This window comes from Alteromonas sp. MmMcT2-2, assembly GCF_022348305.1.
GTDB lineage: Bacteria > Pseudomonadota > Gammaproteobacteria > Enterobacterales > Alteromonadaceae > Alteromonas > Alteromonas macleodii.
The window spans coordinates 79,699-101,276 of record NZ_JAKRFA010000012.1 but is presented as its reverse complement, the minus strand read 5'-3'; the positions used below and the strand labels follow the sequence as shown (position 1 = coordinate 101,276).

Here is a 21,578-nt window from a genome sequence, read left to right as displayed (position 1 = left end):
CGGTGCTTCGCTTTCTAACAGCAATAATTCTTGTCGGAAGTGCATTTTCATGTGCTTTTGCTGAATCAATCATTAAACCTATCATTTCTGAAGCGTCTGTTTCGTTACCTAGAAGCAAAATGGTGACAATAGAAGATACGGAAACTGCACGTAAATATACGTTATTTGTACAGTTGCCAAAAAGCTATAACACATCTCCTTCCAAGGATTACCCCGTAATATACACAACAGATGCGCCTTACAGTTTTCCTATTATCGTAGGCTCTATGCGAATGCCAGTAAACGTAGGCCAAATGGAAGAAGCGGTCATAGTGGGGTTGTCTTATTCCCTAGAATCAAAAGGCGTGGAGAGTAGAGTAAGGGACTACACTCCTGCCATAGCCAATAGTTGGAAACTGGAAACCGGTCTTGCTGCTGAGTACCTGTCATTTATTAGACGAGATGTATTAACATTTATTGAATCTACATATCGAGTAGACGCCAATCGACGGACTTTTATTGGGCATTCATTAGGCGGGCTATTTGGCGGCTACGTGCTCATGCAATCTCCTGAAACCTTTTCTAACTATGTGCTTGTTAGCCCTTCAGTGTGGTTTAATGACGATTACTTACTAACCTTAGAAATGGCTGAAACTCAATCGCCCAAGCGTGTTTACATTGGTGTGGGAAGCTTAGAAACGCCTGAGTTTGGCGAGGGTCAAGATATGGTTGCGGGGAGCAAAGCATTGGCAAGTAAAATCATCGCTAAGGCAGATCAAAACATAACACTACAATTGCATGTTATCGGCGGTGCGTCACATGCGACCGTATTTCCCACCGTTGCTATCCAAGGGATCGATTGGATATTGGGAACGCCGCGTTAGTCGCGTTTTCTTTAACTGACGGATTATTTTATGCTCAATTTTTAGGCAGGCTAAACAATGTTAATTGCAATGAAGTGCAAAGCTCTGCGATACAAAAATGCCCTTCGCGTAGAAAACGAGAAGGGCATTTTGAATAATAAACGAGTTTTACAACGGATTACTTGTGGCGCTCACGCAACACATCAAGTGCATCGTTCAACGACATATCGCTCGCCTGAAGCAGTACCGTTAAGTGGTACAACAAGTCAGCGGCTTCATTCTTTAGCTCTTCTTTGTCGTGCACAGTAGCCGCCAATGCGGTTTCTACACCTTCTTCGCCCACCTTCTGCGCTATGCGCTTAATGCCTTTGTTGTAGAGGCTAGCGGTATAGCTACTTTTAGGATCCGCGTCTTTACGGGAAGCCAATACACGCTCTAAATCTGCAAGAAACGTAAAGGCTGGTGTGTTGCCGTCGAACCAACAGCTTTCAACACCAGTGTGGCATGTCGGGCCGTTAGGGTTGGCAAGTACCAACAGTGAATCTTGGTCGCAGTCACAAGCAACGCTCACTAAATCTAGCGTGTTACCTGACGTTTCACCCTTGGTCCAAAGACGCTGTTTTGAACGGCTGAAGAATGTCACTTTGCCCGTTTCAAGGGTTTTCGCCAATGCGTCTTGGTCCATGTAGCCCTGCATTAATACCTTGCCAGACAGTGCGTCTTGCACAATGGCGGGTAGTAGGTTGTCCATTTTGTCCCAAGCTAATTTATTGCTGTTTTCGTTAGTAATGATCACGGGTTTACTCCTTCTGCTTGCGCCGTTAATCCGTGACGCTTACGCATGGCAACGCCATTGCTGGTCAACTCTGCTTTCAACTCATCAATATTGATGATGCCCTTGTGAAATACTGATGCTGCAAGCGCGCCATCTACGTCAGCCTGTTGAAACACATCCGTAAAGTGGGCAATTTCACCTGCGCCACCCGACGCAATTAGCGGCACTTCACAGATATCGCGCACGGCTTTTAGCTGCTTCACATCGTAGCCTTTGCGCACGCCGTCTTGGTTCATGCAGTTCAGAACAATTTCACCCGCACCGCGCGACTGAACTTCTTTAATCCAATCGATGGTTTGCCACTGGCTTTTTTGCGTTCGCGCTTCATCACCAGTGAATTTGTACACTTCGTATTGGTCGGTTGCTTCGTTATAAAAGCTGTCGATACCAATCACGACGCACTGTTGACCGTATACGTCGTGTAGCTGGTTAATTAGATCTGGGTTATTAAGGGCAGGGGAGTTAATCGAAATCTTATCTGCACCCATTTCCAAAATGCGCCCGGCGTCTTCAATGCTCTTAATGCCGCCCGCTACGCAAAACGGGATATCAATAACCTGTGCTATACGGCTTACCCAGCTTTTGTCTACCACGCGGGCATCAGAACTTGCGGTGATATCGTAAAATACCAACTCGTCGGCCCCCGCTTTTGCGTATTGCTCGGCAAGAGGCACAATATCACCAATAATTTCATGATTTCTAAACTGAACGCCTTTAACGACTTTGCCGTCGCGTACATCCAAACAGGGAATTATGCGCTTTGCCAGCATGCAATAGCCTCCTTCACCGTGAATTTACCTTCAAGTAGTGCGCGGCCTAAAATTACGCCACCAACGTTTGTGGGTTTTAGCGCTTCGATATCAGCGATGCTGCCAATACCGCCAGACGCTTGCCAGCTAACGTGTGGGAAACGGGCTGCCATTTCTTGATACAGCTCAGTGTTCGCACCTTGTAGCGTGCCGTCGCGGCTAATGTCGGTACACAGCACATGCTTTGCGCCTACTGTAGCGAAGTCTTCAAGCAAGCCTTCAAGGGCTACGCCAGAATTCTCTTGCCAGCCGTGGGTAGCAATAAGCTTTTCACCGCTGTCGCTAATATTGATATCAAGGGCCAATACAATGTGCTCTGGGCCGTATTTTTCTACCCAAGACTTCACAAGCTCGGGTTGTTTTACCGCCAAAGAACCAATCACTACGCGGCTTACGCCCGTTTCTAGTAATTGCGCCACTTCTTCTTCACTACGGATACCGCCGCCTGCTTGAAACTGCATGCGCTTGGTGTCCACCATAGACTTAATTAGTGAAAGCTGACGTTTACTGGTGTCTTTAGCGCCTGTTAGGTCAACAATGTGCAGCCAGATTGCACCTTGGTCGGCATAGTCGTGAACCACGTCTACTGGGTCCAGTTCGTATTGGGTTTTCTGCTCGTAGTCGCCTTGATAAAGGCGTACTACGCGTCCGTCAATAAGATCAATTGCTGGAATAATCATTATAGGTTCACAAAGTTAGTCAGTAATTGTGCTCCGGCCTCGCCAGAACGTTCTGGGTGAAATTGCACCCCGTAAAAGTTGTCTTTATTTATCGCTGCTGAAAAAGTATTACCATAAGTGCAGCTTGCAAGCGTGTGCTCGTATTCAGGAACGGCAAAACTGTGCACAAAGTAAAAGTAGGTATCTTGTGGGATGCCCTTAAATAAACTTTCTTCTTTATGAGAGACTGTGTTCCAACCCATATGAGGTAAGCGCACGCCTTTTGATTCCATGCGAGCCACATGACCTGGCATTAGGTTCAAACAGTCGATGTTGCCTGTACCTTGAAAACCACCTTCAGCGCTGGTTTCAACCATAAGTTGCATGCCTAAACATACGCCTAGCACAGGTTGGGTAAGCGACTGCAGGGTTTCCACTAGCGCTTTTTGCTTAATGCTTGCCATCGCTGCTGCCGCTGTTCCTACGCCGGGTAAGAACACTTTATCAGCGTTTTTTATCACGTTTACATCGTCAGATACGTCCACTTCAACGCCTAAGCGCTCAAGGGCAAAGCGTACTGATGAAATGTTCGCGCAGCCGGTATTTACTATAACTATTTTTTGTCGCTGCCTGGGGTTTACCACTGACATTACAGGGCTCCTTTACTACTTGGTAGTGCATCACCTTGGCGCGTAATGGCTTGACGTAGCGCACGGCCAAATACTTTAAACAGGCTTTCTACCTGGTGGTGTGCATTACCTTCGCTGGTGGAAAGGTGCAGCGATAGTCCCATGCTTTGTGCAAGCGAGTAGAAGAAGTGCGGCACCATTTCGGTGGCCATTTCACCTACCTGGTCGCGGCTAAATTCAGCGTCAAACTTAAGGTGTGGGCGGTTTGAAATGTCCATAATACATTCCGCACGACACTCATCCATTGGCAACGCGAAACCAAAGCGACCTATACCGCGTTTGTCGCCCAGAGCCTTTTTAAGCGCTTCGCCAAGGGCAAGGGCGGTGTCTTCTACACTGTGGTGATCGTCAATGTGCAAATCGCCATCGGTAGTCAGGTTTAGCTCGAAGCCACCGTGGGTCGCAATTTGGTCTAGCATGTGGTCAAAAAAGCCCATGCCGGTTTGAATTGTCGACTTAGCCTGCGAATCAAGATCTACACGCACGCGAATGTCGGTTTCAGAGGTGGTACGTACCACCTCTGCAATACGTGACGACGCAAGTAAGCTTTTCTGAATATCGTTCCAGTTTAAGCTTTCACGGTTGTACTGAAAGCTGCGAATACCCATGTTTTCAGCAAGCTGTACATCGGTAATTCTGTCACCAATAACAAACGAACGAGTGAAGTCCACTTTGCCTTGCTGCAGGTATTCTTGTACTAAGCCAAGCTTGGGTTTGCGGCATGTGCAGTTATCAGCATCGAAGTGCGGGCAAATAAGCACGTCGTCAAACACTACACCCTGGCTTTCGAAAATGGCCATCATGGCATTGTGTGGCTTGTCGAAGTCTTCTTGCGGGAAACTGTCTGTACCCAAGCCGTCTTGGTTACTTACCATCACGAGTTTAAACCCAGCTGCCTTTAGTTTAAGTAGCACAGGAATAACGTTTGGCTCGAAAACAAGCTTCTCTAAACTATCTAATTGCTTATCTACTGGCGGCTCTTCTACGAGTGTACCGTCACGGTCAATAAATAAAATGGCTTGCTGACTCATGCCGCGTCCTCATTATTTTTAAATTCGTTAATTAGCTGCATTAAACGCTGGTTTTGCTCTTCAGTGCCTATGCTTACGCGTAAACAGTTTTGTAAGTTAAGCTGTTTTGATTGATCGCGAATAAGCATGCCTTGGCTTACCAAGTACTGCATTAGGGCTTGCGCTTTTGCGTAGCGGAATAAGATAAAGTTTGCTCGTCTATCACCCACTAACTCAAAGCCTTCGATAGATTCCAGCGCTTCGGCTAGGGCCTCTTTTTCCCGGTTAATGGTAGCCACCTGAAGCTCAAGTAACGTTAGCGATTCAGCCGACAATGCTTGTGCAGCAATCTGCGCTACTGGCTCTGGAATGGGATAGGGCGCTATCACTTTAAGTAGTGCTTGGATGACGGGTGCCTGAGCAAGTGTAAAACCACAGCGAAGACCGGCAAGAGCAAACGCTTTAGACAGCGTACGAAGTACCACCAAGTTTGGATAGTTGTTAATCTCATTTGCCCACGTATTACCCGCATCAAACTCAATATACGCTTCATCTACAACAACCAGTGCTTTATCGGCAAAGTGATTGAGCACGGTTTTAATGTCTTCACGAGCAACTGGCGTACCGGTTGGATTATTTGGCGCACAGATGAAAATCACGTTAACGTCATCTTCAGCGCATACAGCATTCACGTTAAGGCTAAAGTCGTCGTTAAGCGGCACTTTCTTAATGCCCACATCACAGGTTTCAGCACTGATTGCATACATACCGTAGGTAGGCGGGCATATCAGAATGCTGTCTTTACCCGGCGTGCAGAAGGTGCGAATAAGCAACTCAATGCCTTCATCTGCGCCGCGGGTAACTATAAGCTGCGATTTGTTGAGTCCAGTGTAATCGGCGTAACCACTCACTACCGCTTCGGGCTGACATGACGGATAGCGGTTAAAGTTGCTGCTATCTACACTGTATTCGTTGGCATAAGGTGACTCGTTGGCATTAAGCCAGTCTTGACCACCTGAAAACAAGCGACGAGCCGATTCATACGGCTTTAGCGGCACTAAATTTTCGTTAATTAGGTTATCGATAAGTGCCGACATTAGGCGTCTCCTTGCTTAAGTGCCTGCATGCGAAGTGCAACGGCCTGTTCGTGTGCATCTAAGCCCTCGGCAGCGGCCAGTGCCATAATCGCAGGGCCTAAATTACGCATGCCGTCTGCGCTTAGCTCTTGAATAGTGTAGCGACGCATAAAGTCTAATAATCCAAGGCTAGAGTAATTCTTAGCATAGCCATAGGTTGGCAGTACGTGGTTAGTGCCCGACGCGTAATCACCTGCAGATTCTGGTGACCACGGGCCTAGGAATATAGAGCCTGCGTATTTAATTTTTGGCAAATAATCACGGGCATTCTCTATTTGTACAATTAAATGCTCAGCAGCGTAGGCGTTACTTGCTTCAATGGCTTGCTCAATGGAATCAGCCAAAATATAACGCGCATTTTCCATAGCAGGGCGTGCAATCTCAGCGCGAGATAGGGTTGCTAATTGACGTTCAACCGCGGCTTTTGCTTCTTCAATAAGTGTAGCGCTGTTAGACACCAAAATAGCCTGCGAGTCTGGACCGTGCTCGGCTTGGGAAAGCAGGTCGGCCGCTACAAACTCAGGGTTTGCGAACTCATCAGCAAGTACCAACACTTCTGATGGGCCGGCCGGCATATCAATAGCTGCACCATCAGCACGTTGGCTTACTTGCTGTTTAGCTTCAGTCACAAAGCTGTTACCCGGGCCAAAAATCTTATCTACTTGAGGAACGCTGTCTGTTCCCAAGGCCATAGCGGCGATTGCTTGGGCACCACCACACAAGAAGATCTTGTCGATGCCGCATTTTCTGGCCGCATACGCAATTTCAGGCGCGATAAGCTGTTCTTTGTTTGGTGGAGTACAAAGTAGCTTATTTTCGCAGCCCGCCACCAATGCAGGTACGCCTAGCATCAATACGGTAGAAGGAAGCGGCGCGCTGCCGCCTGGAATATAAAGACCCACTGCATCAAGGGCAGTGAAGCGCAGCTCGCATTTAACACCAGGCGTTGTGGTTAGCGCGATATCACTAGGCATTTGCGCTTCGTGAAACATTTTTATGTTGTTGAACGCAGTATCGATAGCACTTGCTACCTCTGGCGTTACCTTCGCAGCAAGAGCATCAATGTTTTTTTGTGAAAGTACAAGGCTAGTTAAGTCTGGGCAGTCAAATTTACGTGTGTAATCAAGTACTGCCTCATCGCCTTCTTTTTCAACGCGGGCGATAATGTCGCCCACGGTCTGCTTTAACTGTTGGCTATTGGCCATAGCCGGGCGGGCTAGCGCCTGTTTTTTCTCATTTACCGAAAGAGATGACCAAGTAATCATAATTGCCTGCCTTTTAGCCCATCATTTTTTCGATTGGCATTACAAGAATAGAGCTACAACCAAGGGCTTTAAGTTTCTCCATGGTTTCCCAGAACAAGGTCTCTGTAGAAACAACGTGGATAGCAACTTGTTCTTCATTTCCAGCAAGTGGTAGAACCGTAGGATTTTCAGCACCTGGAAGTAGGCTTTTCACCTGCTCTAAATACGCTTTTGGTGCGTGTAGCATGATGTACTTGCTTTCTTTTGCTAGTAATACGCCATCAACACGTGGCATTAGTCGGTTAACCAGTGTTTCTTTCTCGTCGCTAAGCTCGCCATCAGCGCGCTTAATAAGTACCGCTTTACTGCGGAAAATAACGTCTTTTTCAACAAGACCGTTAGCTTCAAGGGTTGCACCGGTAGATACAAGGTCACAGATAGCGTCAGCTACACCTGCTCGTGGGGCCACTTCCACAGAACCTTGTAGCATTACAGCCTTTGCATTTATGCCCTGTTCTTTGAAGTAGCGCTCAAGTAGGTAGGGGTAAGTTGTTGCTACTTTTTTGCCTTCTAGCGACTGGATTCCTTGATAATCCATCTCATTAGGTACCGCAATAGACAGGCGGCAGCCGCCGTAGTCTAGACGACGCAGTACTTCATATTCGAATGGCTTGCCCGCCGCTTTACGCTCTAGCATTTTCTCTTCGAGCTCATTTTCGCCAATAAAGCCTAGGTCTACTACACCATCCATAACAAGACCTGGAATATCGTCGTCACGCACGCGAAGCAAATCAATAGGCTGGTTCGTAGAATGCGCAATCAGCAGGCGATCACGAATATTGAGTTTAATGCCTATAGCTTTCAGTAGGGCAATGCTGTCATCGCTCAATCGACCTGATTTCTGTACGGCAATTCGAAGTCTTTTGCTGTTACTCATTGAAACATTCCTTACACGTTGTGTTTTAACTTTTGATTGCGCCTAAAACGAAAAACCCCCGGAAGTTTCCTTCCGAGGGTCGAGAATTTGTTTTATCTGCGCCACTGGAAGGATACATAGACCTTCCAGCACGAACCTGAAAGGTTATGCTTTGTGGTGATGGTGATGTTTCGTCGCGCAGTTGATCATTTTGAAAATTTTAATTCCTAATTTCGAACGGCTAAAACATTAGCGTTTTGAATTAGGATTTGCAAGGTTAAAGTGAACTCTTTTGGCACATTAACTCTAATTTAATGTGTATATAATAAAACAATTCGTTATGAATTAGTTTTAAACCGTAATTTTTGGCAACTCGTTGCCGATAAGTTATAGAGACAAATGCAAACTTCTGGAGGGCGTATGAGCAACGATCTACTGTTTCCCATTTTGCCTCGCAACACAAAAGTGCCGATTGAGACGGACGACCGCGTGAAGAAAGTGCAAAAGACCAAAAAGACCGAGCATTTTAGTGAAGAAGAGCGCGATCAGTTTCAAGACGTGAAGCGAACTGAGATTATCGAAAAATCAGCTGAAAACTCGAAAGATAAAGAGCGAGGTAACAGCGAGGGTGGGCTTAAGCATATTGATATTGATGTTTAGCGAAACTTGTTAGCGTTAGGTTTTGCTCGCATTGAGTTCTTCAAATAAAGCCGCAATTTGATTCGTCACTTTGTGCTTAGGTAAGTAGAAAGGCAGCGGCATTCGCTTAGAGTGAGACTCTTTCACTTTTACCGTGGCACTTATATAACTTTCTAACACTGGCAAATCTTGCTGCTTAAGTGTCTCAATTAACTCTCTTGGAAGCTTTGCTTGGCTATTGAATTGATTAACAACAATACCCAACAAACGCAGTTCAGGGTTGTGGTCTTCTTTTAATTCCATTGCATTTTCAAGTAATCGCTCACTAAACAGCGAAAAAAATCAACACCGCAAAACCACGTGGTTTTATATACCTAGAATGGAAAGCGTTATGGTTAGTATAAAAAAGTCTGTATGGCAGCTTGCAATAATGCTTCTGGCGTTTGGATGTCCAATAATACTTACATCAGCCGATGTGTACACTGCGCAATATTACGCAGATAAAGGATTGAAAAGTGCTAAGCATTTTCCTGGATTGGCGAGTCTTTGCGATATTAGTCTTGAGCCGCGGGATATTTTTATTGTAAAGATTTAGAGCGGTAGCTGGCAGTTGTGCAGAAAAAATAAAAAGGCCTCTTGCATGCAAGAAGCCTTCGGTGTGTTGGAGCGCTAATCGCTAATATGGTTAGGAATAGTTAGGGCGGAATTAGTTTAGTTCTTTATCTACCCAAAATTTCGTGCCTTTAACAGTGGCCTGTAATGTAAGGCCGCTTTCAGTCATAGTATACACTGTGACGTTACCCAAGTACCCTTCGCCTTCTGCAGATGCACCTTTGTTACCGGCTTTCGCTGCTACATCCGCGTTGCCACCTACGGTCCATCCATTTTCAATAAAGTGACTCATCGCTTTTTGTGTGTGGAAAACCATAACAATTCGGTAATCTTTTGCGCCTAAGCCAAGGCCTACGCCACCTTCGGCCATATTCATATATGTTTTTGCGCCGGTTACATTATTGTTTACAACACCATAGCCTGTGCCCGCCGCCACAAAGAATACGTTGATGTTAGCATTGGTAAATACGGCGTAGCCGGCAGCGTCTTTCACCTGAGAGCGCGTATCGGGCTTTTCAGAATAAAGACGGGCAAGCGCGTTATCTTGCATATCTAAAATAGCTTGTCGCTTTTCAGCTACACTTCCGTCCCCCATAGAGGCGCACGCCGTCAGTGCCAAAACGGCAGCCATAAACACGGACTTAATAGCTAACTTACTTATTTTCATGCAATTCTCCTTAGCATGTAGGTGTTTTATTAACTACAGAAGAAGACCATTCTTACTGTTTCTAATTCAATAAAATACCGTTTTAATTTACGTCACATTAGTTGTACGCAAAAAACGTGCTAAGTGGTGCATGGAACATTGAAAACTATTGGTCTTACTTGCTAGTACACCTGCAAGTCGCTACCACTCAATTTCAAGCTCTAATGCACCGGGATGATCGGTTTGACCAACCATTTCTTCATACGGTGTGCTTTGACGGAGCCAAACTTTCTCAAAGGCTTGAGAGTCAAAATGCTCCCTAATCTCGTTCAAACAGTGAAACGTTTTAGGTTGTGACTTGTTGTCGCGAACCAAGGTGCGTGAGGCGCCCATACCGGTTGATGCGAGGTAATTGCCGCCTTCTAGTGACTCGATGTATAAGTTCATAGTGTAACCCTCATTAGGTCGCAACTCGTTATAGCTGCGTCTTATATCTAATTAGTCGAAAATAGCCACAATGATCATTAATTTTGTGTCATGCACGATAAGGAGCCTTACGCATTGGTTGCATTTCAAAGCAACACGAATTACCACCACTTATTCGAACATACTGCGATCCCCGCCTTTTGCATACATTCATGAACACGCTCTTTGTCTTCTAAATTTAAAAATGATCCCACTTCAAATTGCTGCAGAGGGGCTTGTAGCACAAGCTGTGGCGCACATTTTAAGCTCAAGTCTTTTTTATAGTACAAGGACGTATCAGGGCGGAAGAATTCTATGCTGATACCGTTTGAGCTAGTGACTTGAATGCTGTTTGATGAAATTAAGAGCGTCTCCCAGCGGTATGTTGCTTTAGAAACCAAATACATAATCAGTGCCAGTAACCCGACCTCCAATCCTGCAAAAGGTAATATGACCCACGCACCGGCCAGTGACCAAGCAATAGCTATCGAGCTGATAAAAAGGGCAAAAGCTGCAATAAGGTGCTTTGTCTGTTGCCATGTTGCTGAGCGGTTTGGCGAAAGATGCAGTTGCACCTGGTGCTCAAATGTAGATACTTCAACCATGTTTTTTAAAATGCTGTATATGATATCTGTGTAAGTAAAACCTTATACGTAGTGGGATAACAATAGTTTGAAAATTGTACAGGTGCTAGTTGGCTGCGTACTTAGAAAAGTCATGCCGTGTAACTTGCCGTATTTTCTGCCTTAAGGACGTATGTGATTTCTCTCATCAAGCAAAACGCTGGTAAAACAGCGTTGATAGTACTTTTATTTTTATGGATCGGCAGTTTGCTAGCGCAACCAGCCCCTATTGAGCTTGTTAAAGAGTTCGGGCTTTTCAGCGTTCTTGGCGTTATTGGTGCTATATTTGCGAATGCCACTGGAGCTGGCGGTGGCGTGGTTTTCGTTCCGTTTTTTAACTACCTGTCATTTTCTGCGCAAAGCGTTGTGGCAACGAGTTTCGCCATCCAATGCTGTGGTATGACCGCGGGGGCACTAACTTGGGCCGCGTATTATAAACACCAACACAAGTATGATCAGTATTGGAAAGCATTACCCAGTGTACTGATGTTAACGGTTCCCTCGTCAATATGCGGCATAGGATTCGCTCAGTATTCATATCAAAGTACAAGGCTTCTAGAGCATTTGTGGGGTGGGGCCAATAACCTTCACATCGCTTTTGGTAGTTTTTCTATTCTATTAGCAATCGCAATATTTGCTTCTATTCCGCTAATGAAGCGTACCCATTTCAAAAAAGACTTACATACGAAAGATCTTTTGCTTTTACCTTTCATTGGTTTTTTAGGAGGCATTATCACCGCGCGGCTTTCGGTAGGGGTAGGAGAGTTAGTCGCTGTTTACCTCATAATTCGAGGGTTTAATGTAACTTTGTCTATTGCCAGCGCGGTTATCTTGTCGGCTTTTACTGTGTGGTCTGCATTGCCGTATCACGCTTTTATAAGCGAGTCTGTGGTATGGCAGGTTGTTTTGTTTGCTGGGGCTGGTGCAATAGTCGGTGGAACGATTGCAAAGTTTGTTGTTTTAGCATTTTCGGTTCAGCGTCTAAAACTTTTTTTCGGTATTTGGGTACTAATTTTAGGTGTTACAAGTTTACCTATTCTTTAAGCCACGAGCTTGCGGCAGTTAAAGGCCCAGCTCGCTGCAATTTGAAGCCTAAAGTAACGCGACGCAGAACCAGATTCTTCTTCTAAACGCTAATCTCGATAAGGAAAGATAATATGGATATCAATCCTGTTCCTAAGAAACGATATAACGTGCTTCAGCCAGAATGGTCATCTCACGCTATTATTTATCAGGTCAATACACGACAGTTTTCAGAGCAAGGTAATTTTGAAGGAGTGAGAAAGGGGTTATCCCACATTAAATCACTTGGCGCTGATATTGTTTGGCTTATGCCTGTTCACCCTATTGGTGAAAAGAATAAAAAGGGAGAGCTTGGAAGTCCCTATGCAGTAAAAGACTATCTGGCCATAAACTCAGAATTTGGTAGCGAAGAAGATTTCAAAGCGCTGGTGGATGAAGCGCACAAGCTTTCGCTAAAAGTCATCATAGACTGGGTGCCAAATCACAGTGCGTGGGATAATCCTTTGGTTGAACAGCACCCCGAGTGGTACGCCAAAGACTACAAAGGAGATTTTCGTCCATCTCCGTGGTGGGATTGGAGCGATATCATAGAGTTTGATTATGAACACGTTGGCCTTCGCAAATACATGATTAACGCGTTGTGTTATTGGGTTGAAAAGTTTGACATTGATGGGTTTCGCTGTGATGTAGCGGGGTATGTCCCCAACGATTTTTGGCAGCAAGCAGTGCAAACGCTGAGCGCAATCAGACCAGTCTTCATGTTGGCTGAATGGGAGAATCGAGATCTTCACGAAAATGCGTTCAATATGACATACGCATGGAGTTGGAACGAGACGCTACACGAACTCGCACACGGACAATGTTCGCTGGATAGGTTGCGCAAGTATTATTCGTGGAACGAACGCAGCTGGCCTCACTCCGCTTACAGAATGACCTTCGTTAGTAATCATGACAAAAATGCCTGGGATGGCACTCAGCGCGAACAATTTGGTGATGCGCTTGAAGCCTGCATTGCGTTGTCGGTGGTAGGTGAAGGTATGCCGCTCATTCACAACGGGCAAGAAGCCGGGGAAACCAAGCGTTTAGCGTTCTTTGAGCACGATCCTATACACTGGCAAGAACATGAAATAGGCAACTTGTACCGCAAGCTAATTGCTCTTAAAAAGTCCAAAGCCGTGCTAGGGAACGGAGAGTACGGGGCAAGAATGATACAGGTGCCAAACTCTAAGATGGATAAGGTATTTAGCTTTGTACGTTGTAGTGAAAGTGAAAAAGTGTTCGTTGTGATTAATTTTTCAAATGAGTATCTAGAGGTGACCTTTGAAGAACCATTGTTTCAAGACGAATATACACAATGGCAGCATGAGGAGAAGCGAAATTTTGAAGCTGGTTCTGTCTGTGAGCTTGAACCTTGGCAGTTTGAAATTTGGGTAGCTTGAAGCGTTGATCGTTTGGTGTAGTGTTTAACTACAAAAGGTATATAAGATTTTTCATTTTTTACTGAGTAAAGATTAAGGACTAACTATGACTACGAATGATCCAACTGAAAAAAGCGAAGACCGCTCGTTAAATAATCACGCTGCGCTGAAAACATCCATTGCCAATGGTGATGTAAAAGAGGTCAAGACGCGACTTGAAGGGCATACTTTGAATAAGCTAGAAAAAGGTTATCTTATCGATCTCGCACGCTTGAGTGGTAACAGTGAAATCGAGGAAGTGATCAAGTCTATACCCGAAAGTTAGGTGCTTACTTAATTCATCTAATGTGAATCTAATGTGATTCTGATGTGAATCAGTCTCAACTTGATCTGTCAGATTCGAATAATAGGACTCAATCAAATCTGAGAGTCGCATATGTGCCAATAGCAGCCGTTCGAATATTTGTAATTAAACGGCAGAAAAGTACGTGAAGCGGACCTTGGAGCAATGAACTTTCCATCTCAAAGACCAGTAGACTAACAACAAAACTATCTGCAATCTGGGCTATCAATCCCTGGCAAGGACGCCATTGTTAGCCATTAACATGCATACCTATAAACGACATCGGCCAGAGCAAACATTGCTATACCAATTGGTTGAGCAATATTATCCAGATTTTCTGGAGTACCTTTCCCATCAAGGAAAGACATTGCTACTTCATGTAGATAAAGAGTTTGCAGAATTTCTAAAGTGTGGTCGGTTTGAGCATGGATTTCTCAGAGTCGTGTGTGACGACTGCAAACATGAGAAGCTGGTCGCGTTCAGTTGCAAACGTAGGGGCTTCTGCCCTATTTGCGGGGCAAGACGGATAGCAGAGAGTGCGAAGTTACTGGTTGACGACGTTCTTAACGGCTATCCCATACGTCAGTGGGTGTTGAGTCTACCTATCCCATTGAGGCTGCTACTTGCCAGATATCCCAAAGAGCTCAGCAAAGTCATGCAAATCATCCATCGCACGATTTCAACTGACATCATCCATCGAACAGGTTACTTGAAAAAGCAAGCCAAGACGGGTGCAGTAACGTACATTCAGCGTTTTGGAAGTGCGCTAAACTTGAATATACACTTCCATATGCTCTTCCTCGAGGGCGTTATTACAGAAGAGCGAGGGCAAACCAAATTCAAACTCGTCAAAGCGCCGAGCCATAGCGATATGGAACAGATAGTTGACAACATCAGCCACCGCATTGCGGCCTATTTAGAGAAGGCCGGGCTCATTCAGCGTGATATGGACAATGCTTTTCTCGATTTTCCCATGGATGATGAAAATAGCTTATTGCCCTTGCAAGCGGCCTCGGTTAGTTATCGTATTGCTTGGGGCCAGATATGGGCAAAAAAGTATTTACCTTACAAACCTTGCCCGCCAAAGACAAACAACACTACGGACAATTAGCCCAGATAGGCGGTTTCAGTTTACATGCTGGCGTATTCGCAGACGGTCACCAAACCGATAAATTGGAACGCCTGTGCAGATACATCTCAAGACCAGCCATAAGTGAACAACGATTGAATCTTACAGATTCAGGTAAGGTGAGGTATAAACTAAAGACCCCTTACAATGACGGAACGACCCTCGTGTTCTTCTCTCCACGGGATTTTCTCGGCAAACTCGTTGCTTTGATACCACCACCTCGACTTAACCTCACGAGGTTTTATGGGGTATTTGCTCCCAATGCTATAGTTCGTGCCGAGGTGACTGCTTCACAACGTGGTAAGAATAGTCCTCGTTTAGCAGAACACCTGAAAGATTCAGAAAAGCCGTATCATTCCCGCAATATGTCTTGGTAACCCGGTCACCGGCGCAAAGACTGAAACGCGTATTCAACATCGACATTACCCAATGCGAGGTTTGCGAAAAATTTAACGTAAAGGTCATTGCTTGCATAACTGACGCGATCATTATCAATAAAATCTTGTCATATTTGGACAAGCACAATTTACCGGAAGCGAGTAATAATCCCCGTACGCCGCCACTTCGTGCGCCACCAAGCATTGACGCATTCTGCGACTATACCATTCAACGTGACTTCGACTTTAGTGCATGAACCACAAAAACCTACCATTACTTAAACACGCAAATTGTTGGGGTGAGGGCTTTCACATATCTTATTGCAGATTTCAGTACCAAAGACCAGTTAACTTGCCTGTCTTGATGACAACTACTCCACTGATTTCTGAAAAGTACCCGTTTGACACACGTTCAACTAGCCTTAAATACATCTGACACGGTGGGTAGTACATAGCGTTAATATTTCTTATACACACAAGCTGTCCTGACCATTCAGGCTAACACATCCGGCTTCCTTGCCGTGAGGATGCGCTCTGCGATGCAGATGTAAATCTGTTAGGTGCCTTGTTGGTAGCTCTGCCAGGCTTGCATTGAACCAATAAAAACATCCACGTTTTCAAAACCCTGTGCCAGCAGGTAACTGGCTGCTACGGTGGCGCGCTTACCGCTGCCACAGGCCAGTGTATAATGGCGGGATTTATCCAGTTGGTGGCACATTTCCGGCAGATAGCCTAAGTAGATATGCTTTGCCTGGTCAAATTCGTTGTTTTCAACCTCTTCCTGTTTGCGAACATCCAGCAGTTGCCAGTTAGCACGTGGTGCTCTAATGCGCTCATCAACCTTATCTGCAGTAACGGCGTTCACATGCTGACGATGGTAAGCCTCAATGGTATCTGGCTTTGGTACCATGGTCAGATAACCACTAATCTGCTGGTAGCCCATCCGCCACAGCTGTTCGGAGCTTTCGGTTGCCTGTTGATGGGAATCTGCCACCAGTGCGATAGGTGTGGAGTAGTCCAGAAACCAACCACCATAAGCGCTGAGTAAGCCGCCCGGCAAATTAAGACTGCCGGGATAGTGACAGTCTCGAAACTGGGCATGACTTCTTACATCAATGAGCACGCCGGGACGTTCTGCGCTTTTCTGCCAGGCTGACTGAGCATCCTGTGCCAGCTTCTGGCACGCCACTGGCGGTAAAGGCGTATCCATCCCGGTAACGTTAGACTGCTCCATTTTGCTAAAGTAGGGAGCAATATAATGATTCTCTTTTAACTTACGCTCTATAAAGGCTTTTTTAGAGGTACATTGATAGCCCGGGTTTTGCCGTTTCTCAATGCCTATGGTGGTAAACTCACGTTCTGCCATGCCTGAGCCACACACCGACCCTGCGCCATGAGCCGGGTACACAATAATGTCATCACCCAGGTTGGCCAGCGTTTGTAGGCTGTCATAAAGCTGGCCAGCCATTTTTTCCATTTCCTCGGGGTAGAAGTCTGTGCGACCGACTTCACTGACAAATAAGGTATCGCCGGTAAATACGCCGATAGGCTGACCGTCCTGTTCGTTGTCGATAGCCAACACACAAATACTGTCTTTAGTATGGCCGGGCGTTGCAATAACTTCGAGTGTCCATTTGCCAATCTCAAATTTATCGCCATTACCGGCCTTGCGGGCATATTCGATAGGCTCGTCAGCGTATTTACCATGGTAAATATCAGCACCGGTCTGGTTGGCCAGCGCTACCGCGCCAGAGATAAAGTCTTCATTGCGGTGGGTTTCGATGATGGTGGTGATCCGGCATTCATGCTTTCCGGCAAGGGTGAGATAATGCTGCGTATCTAACTGAGGATCAATCACACAGGCTTCACCATCGCTGCCAATCAGGTAGGAAAGGTGCGCAATGCCCGGTGTTTTAACAGATTCTACAAACATAGGTTAGCTCCACTTTGGGGTTGTGCCGCGCACAACGTGAATGTATTCACTTCACCCTAAGCTTTCAAATGTCACGCCGAATAAAAAGTTTAAATAAAACAAGTAATTACATTTTCTACCCAAAAGGCTTCCCAGTAAATGAAGAAATATTCACTTAATCCTATGTAAAATTTACATGCTATTGCGGGATAAGCGTGCCCGTTGCAGACGCTGTTTGAGGTATTGCAGTCAGGGAAGCAAAATCAGCAAGGCTATTGCCCAGTAAATTAACGGTTCCTGCAGGCCGGTTTTGCGAGACCAGCTAAAGTGTAACAGGGCCAGTAAAACAACCAGGTAAATGGTGTTATGCAGGGATTGCCAGCGATTGGCGCAAAGCAGAAGTAGCTGTTCAATAATCTGTTGCGTCCGCTCCTTGTCTTTTGTTGCCTGAAGAGGCAATTTAGCTTGGTATGTGTGCATATGATACCAATAGTCTTGGCTTAATATGTTTCTCCTAAAATCAGGTGTATACTATCGATCTAGTTATGAGAGGTATTTATGAATACAAAAATTGAAGTTTACGGTGTTAAAGCTGTTCAACGCCCCAAAGTTCCAGCAAGAAAGAAACTTGACCTCTCTGGTGAGTTTGGGCAACAGATCGTGAAATCCGAAACTAAGCTAGTGCTAAGAACACACAAGCGTACGTTCGAAAAACTCGCTTACATGTAATGGAGCTTATTTTTTTCCCCTTCGAGCGCGTTATAGAGATTAACGCCTACATTCTCGAAAACGAGCCTGGTATGAAGGGGGCCGCTGATATCAATAAGCTTCAGGGGGCGCTAGGCAGGATTGATAATGCTATTGTTTATTTAGGCTTGAATGATGTTTTCGAAATAGCAGCAAAGTATGCTTCCTCTATTGCACTTTCTCATTCGCTTCCTGATGCAAACAAACGGACTGGTCTCGCTGTAGCTTTGGAATATTTATCTCTCAATGATTATGAATTAATTGCTGATAACGAATTATTCGCAGATGCCATCAGAGATTTGGTTGTGGGCAAAATTGGTGAAGCGGATTTTGCTGACCTTCTTTATGCTCAGTATATTTCTGAACAAAATCAAAATAGTTAAAATTTCATGCAGTTTACTTTGGCCATACCTGCGCAAGTAGGGTAAAGAAAGCGCAGTATATAAGAAATCATATAGCTTCTCAGTCTGATGGTTGAGCAATGCTGAATTCCCGGTAAAAAAATCTGTCAGTACCATTATTCAAACCATAAACTTTGGCCGGACTGCCATAATTATGTTTCCTATTAAACAGGAGACAAATCATGGCAATTAAAATCCATACACCTTGGAACAAAAATCGTATTATCGGTCAGAAAAAGCCTCTTCAGATATCACATATATGGGGTATCCGGATTCGCTAAGAGCTTGAAGGACGGACTCGTGATCTAGCACTGTTCAACCTTGGTCTTGATAGCAAACTACGAGGTTGTGACCTTGTTAAACTCAAGGTCTCCGATGTCGTTTGCGGACGCTCAGCTCTTAGGCGCACGCATCTCGTTCAGCAAAAAACAGGTAGTCCTGTCCAATTTGAGATAACACCAAACACGGGAGAATCGATATTGGCTTGGGTAAAGAAAGCTGGATTAAAACCCTCTGATTATCTTTTTAAGTCCCGTATACATAGCGCTGAGCACATATCAACTAGACAATATAACCGCATTTTTCACGGATGGATTGAAAAACTTGGTCTAGATACATCTCTCTACAGCACCCATTCAATGCGCAGAACCAAGCCTTATCTGATTTACAAGAAGACTAAAAATCTCCGGGTAGTTCAACTCTTGCTGGGCCATAAAAAGTTAGAGAGCACTGTTCGCTACTTAGGCATTGAGGTGGACGACGCTTTGGAAATATCGGAATCTATAGAAGTTTAGGCTGTAAGGGGCTGCCTGTGCAGCCCTTGTGTACGTAAAGCGGTCGCTTAGATACACAATCCAGACAAGCAATACTGAGTGCTCATGGCGCATTATCGGTTTAAAAGCAAGTCTTTTAATTTATGTAAATAAGCTTCTTCCCTCCCATATTGAGGATAACACCCAAATAGCTTTTTTTTGTCTAGCACTTTAGCTAGTTCTCATTTTTCCTTTGTGTAGCAATATGATAGTTAGTTTGATATTAATAGTGAAAATAAAACCGTGAGTGATGCGCTAGCAGAAAATCTCGCAAATGACGCATAACTAAATCGTTATATCCCCGTTTACCATATGCTAGGGAGGTTCACTTGAAGGAAGAAACTTTTGAGGGGAAGTGCTCGTTTTTATTCGATGTTATAAAAAGGTATGACCACTATATTGGTACTACCAACTTTAAAGTCGGTCTACTGATGTCATTCGTTGCCGCGATCATACTTGGTTTATCGATACGGATAATTCTGATGGGACCGCCTGAATCTGACTGTAATTATTTGTACTACACTGCATCTGCTTCTTCGGTACTAACAATATTATTATCACTTCTCGCAGCAATAAATCTTCTCCGGGTGGTTTATCCAAGCTCAATAACAGATGAGGGTTACAAATCCTTGATCTTTTATGGCGATGTTATGGTCACGGAGAACGGAGCTGATGGATATGCTAAGAAAATTAAAGAGGCAACCCTTGAGGAGATTCTAGAGGATTTATCTAAGCAAACCTTTATGGTCGCGGAAATTGTAAATGAAAAGTTTAGAGTTTTGAAAATCGCAGTGAAGATTTCTGTTTGGGGTGTTTTACCTATGTTAGCTGTTTCGTTGTTATTATTGATAATTAATGGAGCAAGTTAAATATGGATAGCTTCGAGAAGACGTTCGATCACATGTTTAAGGCTGTTGGAAATCGTTCCGCCACGGCTGTTGCGAAATCAGCGTCTAGCGAGAGACTTGACTCAAAGCAAATGAGTGACGATTTCTCTGACCTACCTTCTGGACCGCAAGAAGAGTTTCTTCTCCAAGCGAAAATCAGACCAATATTTGGAAAGCCGGGAGTAAATAACTTACCAATCGGAACTCACCCAGATTTTATATCTCTAGAGGGTACCAAAACCACACAAAAGCATTATACCTGCACCATTTTTGTTGACATCAAGGGATCAACAAGACTGTCGCTATTGTATCCTCTGGAGTTTGTCTTCCAATTTAAGAATGCTGTAATTCAAACATGTGTTGAGACTATTAGAGCATTTGATGGACACATACATAGACTGATGGGTGACGCTGTAATGGCTTTTTTTGGCGGCAGCTCTACAGAAAAAGAGGATGCTATAGCAGATGCAATTAACTGTTCAGTAACTTTACGCGCAATTTTGGAAGGTAGCATTAAGCCTTGGATGGAAAGAAAAGGCTTAGATGCGAGTGACTTTGGCTTTAGAGTAGGCTGCGACTTTGGAAATGACGAAGAAGTATTATGGGGAAGTTTCGGATACAGAAATGTAGGTGAGGTTTCGGCGACCGGTCTTCCCGTAGATATGGCATCTAAGCTTCAAGGGCTAGCTGGAAAGAATCAAACGATGCTTGGGCAGGGATTGCTGGATTTTGTTCACTGGCCAGAGAAATATTCTAAGATAAAGACTCATAATCGTGAAGGAGAGAAAAAGTCTTTACCAGTAGTAAGTCCAAATATTACAGATGCCGACGGAAATCCGCTGAATTACAAAATGAGGCAATTAGACTATGATAAGACCTTAGAGTTTTCTGCCCTTCCCAGAAGCTTCAGAGAGAAAATTTGTAGTGGCTCTGTGAAGAATCATGCTGAAATAGATTACAAATGTTATTCGATAGCAAACGGCAAGAGACTAGACTATATTTCTGCTTCAAATTTTTTAGAGCCAAATATTTCTTTAGTGTTTGTGGTTCAAGCCAATACCAAAAATAGGCTAAATTTTCCACTTAAAGTGGTGTTTAAAAAAACCAACCACGGACCCATCCCCCCTGAGAATGAAAGAGACATTGAGCAAGAGGGTGTCACTAGGTATCTCCGCAAAGAAAAAGTAAGCAAGTACAATCAATCTTACCACCCAATCTCCAAAGTCGAACTGCCAGAGGCCACACTTTACAGAGGTCTCCATACGATGAAATGTGAAGTCTATGACTCCAATGGGGGATTACTTTTTCGTGACTGGATCGGGGTTATGATTAGGTGACAGATTCAACAATTGCAGTCATGCGGAAAAATTAACCCTTGGTGAGGGCACGAAACTTCCGCTCTTT

24 protein-coding genes, 1 pseudogene and 1 other annotated feature are annotated in these 21,578 nt (G+C 44.7%); of the genes and pseudogenes, 12 read left to right on the top strand and 13 right to left on the bottom strand.

The annotated features are described in order from the left end of the window. Positions 1-2: 2 nt before the first annotated feature. A complete protein-coding gene (locus tag MHM99_RS09625; RefSeq protein WP_168463728.1) occupies positions 3-863 on the top strand; it encodes an alpha/beta hydrolase-fold protein in 861 nt (286 codons plus the stop codon). 157 nt (positions 864-1,020) lie between these two features. Here MHM99_RS09625 and hisIE read toward each other — a convergent pair whose 3' ends face one another. From hisIE to hisG, 8 genes are read right to left on the bottom strand one after another with little or no spacing between them, the layout of a single operon-like run. Then, complete coding sequence (hisIE, locus tag MHM99_RS09620; protein ID WP_014950034.1) at positions 1,021-1,638, bottom strand: bifunctional phosphoribosyl-AMP cyclohydrolase/phosphoribosyl-ATP diphosphatase HisIE; 618 nt, start codon at positions 1,636-1,638, stop codon at positions 1,021-1,023. Continuing rightward, positions 1,635-2,447, bottom strand: coding sequence for an imidazole glycerol phosphate synthase subunit HisF (hisF, locus tag MHM99_RS09615; RefSeq protein ID WP_039222819.1), 813 nt, complete (start codon positions 2,445-2,447; stop codon positions 1,635-1,637). Before hisF ends, hisIE begins: the two co-directional genes overlap by 4 nt. Next, positions 2,429-3,166 (bottom strand): 1-(5-phosphoribosyl)-5-[(5-phosphoribosylamino)methylideneamino]imidazole-4-carboxamide isomerase, encoded by a 738-nt coding sequence (hisA, locus tag MHM99_RS09610; protein WP_239219144.1) that lies wholly within the window; start codon positions 3,164-3,166, stop codon positions 2,429-2,431. Before hisA ends, hisF begins: the two co-directional genes overlap by 19 nt. Continuing rightward, positions 3,166-3,795: an imidazole glycerol phosphate synthase subunit HisH gene (gene hisH, locus MHM99_RS09605; protein WP_239219142.1), complete on the bottom strand. Its 630-nt coding sequence runs from the start codon at positions 3,793-3,795 to the stop codon at positions 3,166-3,168. Before hisH ends, hisA begins: the two co-directional genes overlap by 1 nt. Next, complete coding sequence (gene hisB, locus MHM99_RS09600) at positions 3,795-4,865, bottom strand: bifunctional histidinol-phosphatase/imidazoleglycerol-phosphate dehydratase HisB (RefSeq protein WP_014950030.1); 1,071 nt, start codon at positions 4,863-4,865, stop codon at positions 3,795-3,797. Before hisB ends, hisH begins: the two co-directional genes overlap by 1 nt. Beyond that, on the bottom strand, positions 4,862-5,941 hold the full coding sequence (gene hisC / locus MHM99_RS09595; protein ID WP_239219141.1) for a histidinol-phosphate transaminase: 1,080 nt from the start codon (positions 5,939-5,941) through the stop codon (positions 4,862-4,864). Before hisC ends, hisB begins: the two co-directional genes overlap by 4 nt. Then, the gene (gene hisD / locus MHM99_RS09590; protein ID WP_049588648.1) at positions 5,941-7,245 is read right to left on the bottom strand and encodes a histidinol dehydrogenase; all 1,305 of its coding nucleotides are present in this window, start codon (positions 7,243-7,245) and stop codon (positions 5,941-5,943) included. Before hisD ends, hisC begins: the two co-directional genes overlap by 1 nt. A 13-nt stretch (positions 7,246-7,258) precedes the next feature. Next, positions 7,259-8,161, bottom strand: a complete 903-nt coding sequence (hisG, locus tag MHM99_RS09585) for an ATP phosphoribosyltransferase (protein WP_014950027.1) — start codon at positions 8,159-8,161, stop codon at positions 7,259-7,261. Positions 8,162-8,211: 50 nt separating this feature from the next. Next, positions 8,212-8,330 (bottom strand) — a sequence feature (His leader region). A gap of 230 nt (positions 8,331-8,560) precedes the next feature. Here hisG and MHM99_RS09580 point away from each other — a divergent pair. Continuing rightward, positions 8,561-8,800, top strand: coding sequence for a hypothetical protein (locus tag MHM99_RS09580; protein WP_049588649.1), 240 nt, complete (start codon positions 8,561-8,563; stop codon positions 8,798-8,800). A 15-nt stretch (positions 8,801-8,815) separates the two neighbouring features. Here MHM99_RS09580 and MHM99_RS09575 read toward each other — a convergent pair whose 3' ends face one another. The 4 genes from MHM99_RS09575 to MHM99_RS09560 form a co-directional block, all read right to left on the bottom strand. Continuing rightward, positions 8,816-9,112, bottom strand: a complete 297-nt coding sequence (locus MHM99_RS09575) for a hypothetical protein (protein ID WP_336246532.1) — start codon at positions 9,110-9,112, stop codon at positions 8,816-8,818. A gap of 373 nt (positions 9,113-9,485) precedes the next feature. Then, on the bottom strand, positions 9,486-10,058 hold the full coding sequence (locus tag MHM99_RS09570) for a YSC84-related protein (RefSeq protein ID WP_049588651.1): 573 nt from the start codon (positions 10,056-10,058) through the stop codon (positions 9,486-9,488). 180 nt (positions 10,059-10,238) lie between these two features. Continuing rightward, the gene (locus MHM99_RS09565) at positions 10,239-10,508 is read right to left on the bottom strand and encodes a DUF6482 family protein (protein WP_257721543.1); all 270 of its coding nucleotides are present in this window, start codon (positions 10,506-10,508) and stop codon (positions 10,239-10,241) included. A gap of 116 nt (positions 10,509-10,624) precedes the next feature. Beyond that, a complete protein-coding gene (locus MHM99_RS09560) occupies positions 10,625-11,107 on the bottom strand; it encodes a DUF2244 domain-containing protein (RefSeq protein ID WP_014950020.1) in 483 nt (160 codons plus the stop codon). Between the two features lie 153 nt (positions 11,108-11,260). Between MHM99_RS09560 and MHM99_RS09555 the strand changes: the two genes are divergently transcribed. From MHM99_RS09555 to MHM99_RS09535, 5 genes are all read left to right on the top strand, one after another. Beyond that, positions 11,261-12,169 (top strand): sulfite exporter TauE/SafE family protein, encoded by a 909-nt coding sequence (locus MHM99_RS09555; RefSeq protein WP_049588652.1) that lies wholly within the window; start codon positions 11,261-11,263, stop codon positions 12,167-12,169. Between the two features lie 113 nt (positions 12,170-12,282). After that, complete coding sequence (locus tag MHM99_RS09550; protein WP_049588653.1) at positions 12,283-13,587, top strand: alpha-amylase family glycosyl hydrolase; 1,305 nt, start codon at positions 12,283-12,285, stop codon at positions 13,585-13,587. 85 nt (positions 13,588-13,672) lie between these two features. Then, on the top strand, positions 13,673-13,891 hold the full coding sequence (locus tag MHM99_RS09545; RefSeq protein WP_049588654.1) for a hypothetical protein: 219 nt from the start codon (positions 13,673-13,675) through the stop codon (positions 13,889-13,891). A 280-nt stretch (positions 13,892-14,171) separates the two neighbouring features. Further along, a complete protein-coding gene (locus MHM99_RS09540; RefSeq protein WP_049588655.1) occupies positions 14,172-15,020 on the top strand; it encodes an IS91 family transposase in 849 nt (282 codons plus the stop codon). Beyond that, complete coding sequence (locus tag MHM99_RS09535) at positions 14,954-15,415, top strand: transposase (RefSeq protein ID WP_080986458.1); 462 nt, start codon at positions 14,954-14,956, stop codon at positions 15,413-15,415. Before MHM99_RS09540 ends, MHM99_RS09535 begins: the two co-directional genes overlap by 67 nt. Positions 15,416-15,971: 556 nt before the next feature. On the opposite strand, the gene MHM99_RS09530 is transcribed toward MHM99_RS09535, so the two are convergent. Next, positions 15,972-17,348 carry an MBL fold metallo-hydrolase gene (locus MHM99_RS09530; RefSeq protein WP_015067241.1) on the bottom strand — a complete coding sequence of 459 codons (1,377 nt, stop codon included), beginning with the start codon at positions 17,346-17,348 and terminating at the stop codon, positions 15,972-15,974. A 537-nt stretch (positions 17,349-17,885) separates the two neighbouring features. Between MHM99_RS09530 and MHM99_RS09525 the strand changes: the two genes are divergently transcribed. The 5 genes and pseudogenes from MHM99_RS09525 to MHM99_RS09505 all read left to right on the top strand — a co-directional run bounded on the left by MHM99_RS09525 (position 17,886) and on the right by MHM99_RS09505 (position 21,511). Next, positions 17,886-18,056, top strand: coding sequence for a hypothetical protein (locus tag MHM99_RS09525; protein WP_020745882.1), 171 nt, complete (start codon positions 17,886-17,888; stop codon positions 18,054-18,056). Then, entirely contained in the window at positions 18,056-18,457 is a 402-nt protein-coding gene (locus MHM99_RS09520) for a type II toxin-antitoxin system death-on-curing family toxin (protein ID WP_020745884.1), read from the top strand. Before MHM99_RS09525 ends, MHM99_RS09520 begins: the two co-directional genes overlap by 1 nt. Before the next feature lie 200 nt (positions 18,458-18,657). Then, positions 18,658-19,269, top strand: a pseudogene (locus tag MHM99_RS09515) (tyrosine-type recombinase/integrase). A 347-nt stretch (positions 19,270-19,616) separates the two neighbouring features. Next, complete coding sequence (locus MHM99_RS09510; RefSeq protein ID WP_049589187.1) at positions 19,617-20,156, top strand: Pycsar system effector family protein; 540 nt, start codon at positions 19,617-19,619, stop codon at positions 20,154-20,156. A gap of 32 nt (positions 20,157-20,188) precedes the next feature. Then, positions 20,189-21,511, top strand: coding sequence for an adenylate/guanylate cyclase domain-containing protein (locus MHM99_RS09505; protein ID WP_239219139.1), 1,323 nt, complete (start codon positions 20,189-20,191; stop codon positions 21,509-21,511). The last annotated feature ends 67 nt before the right edge of the window (positions 21,512-21,578 follow it).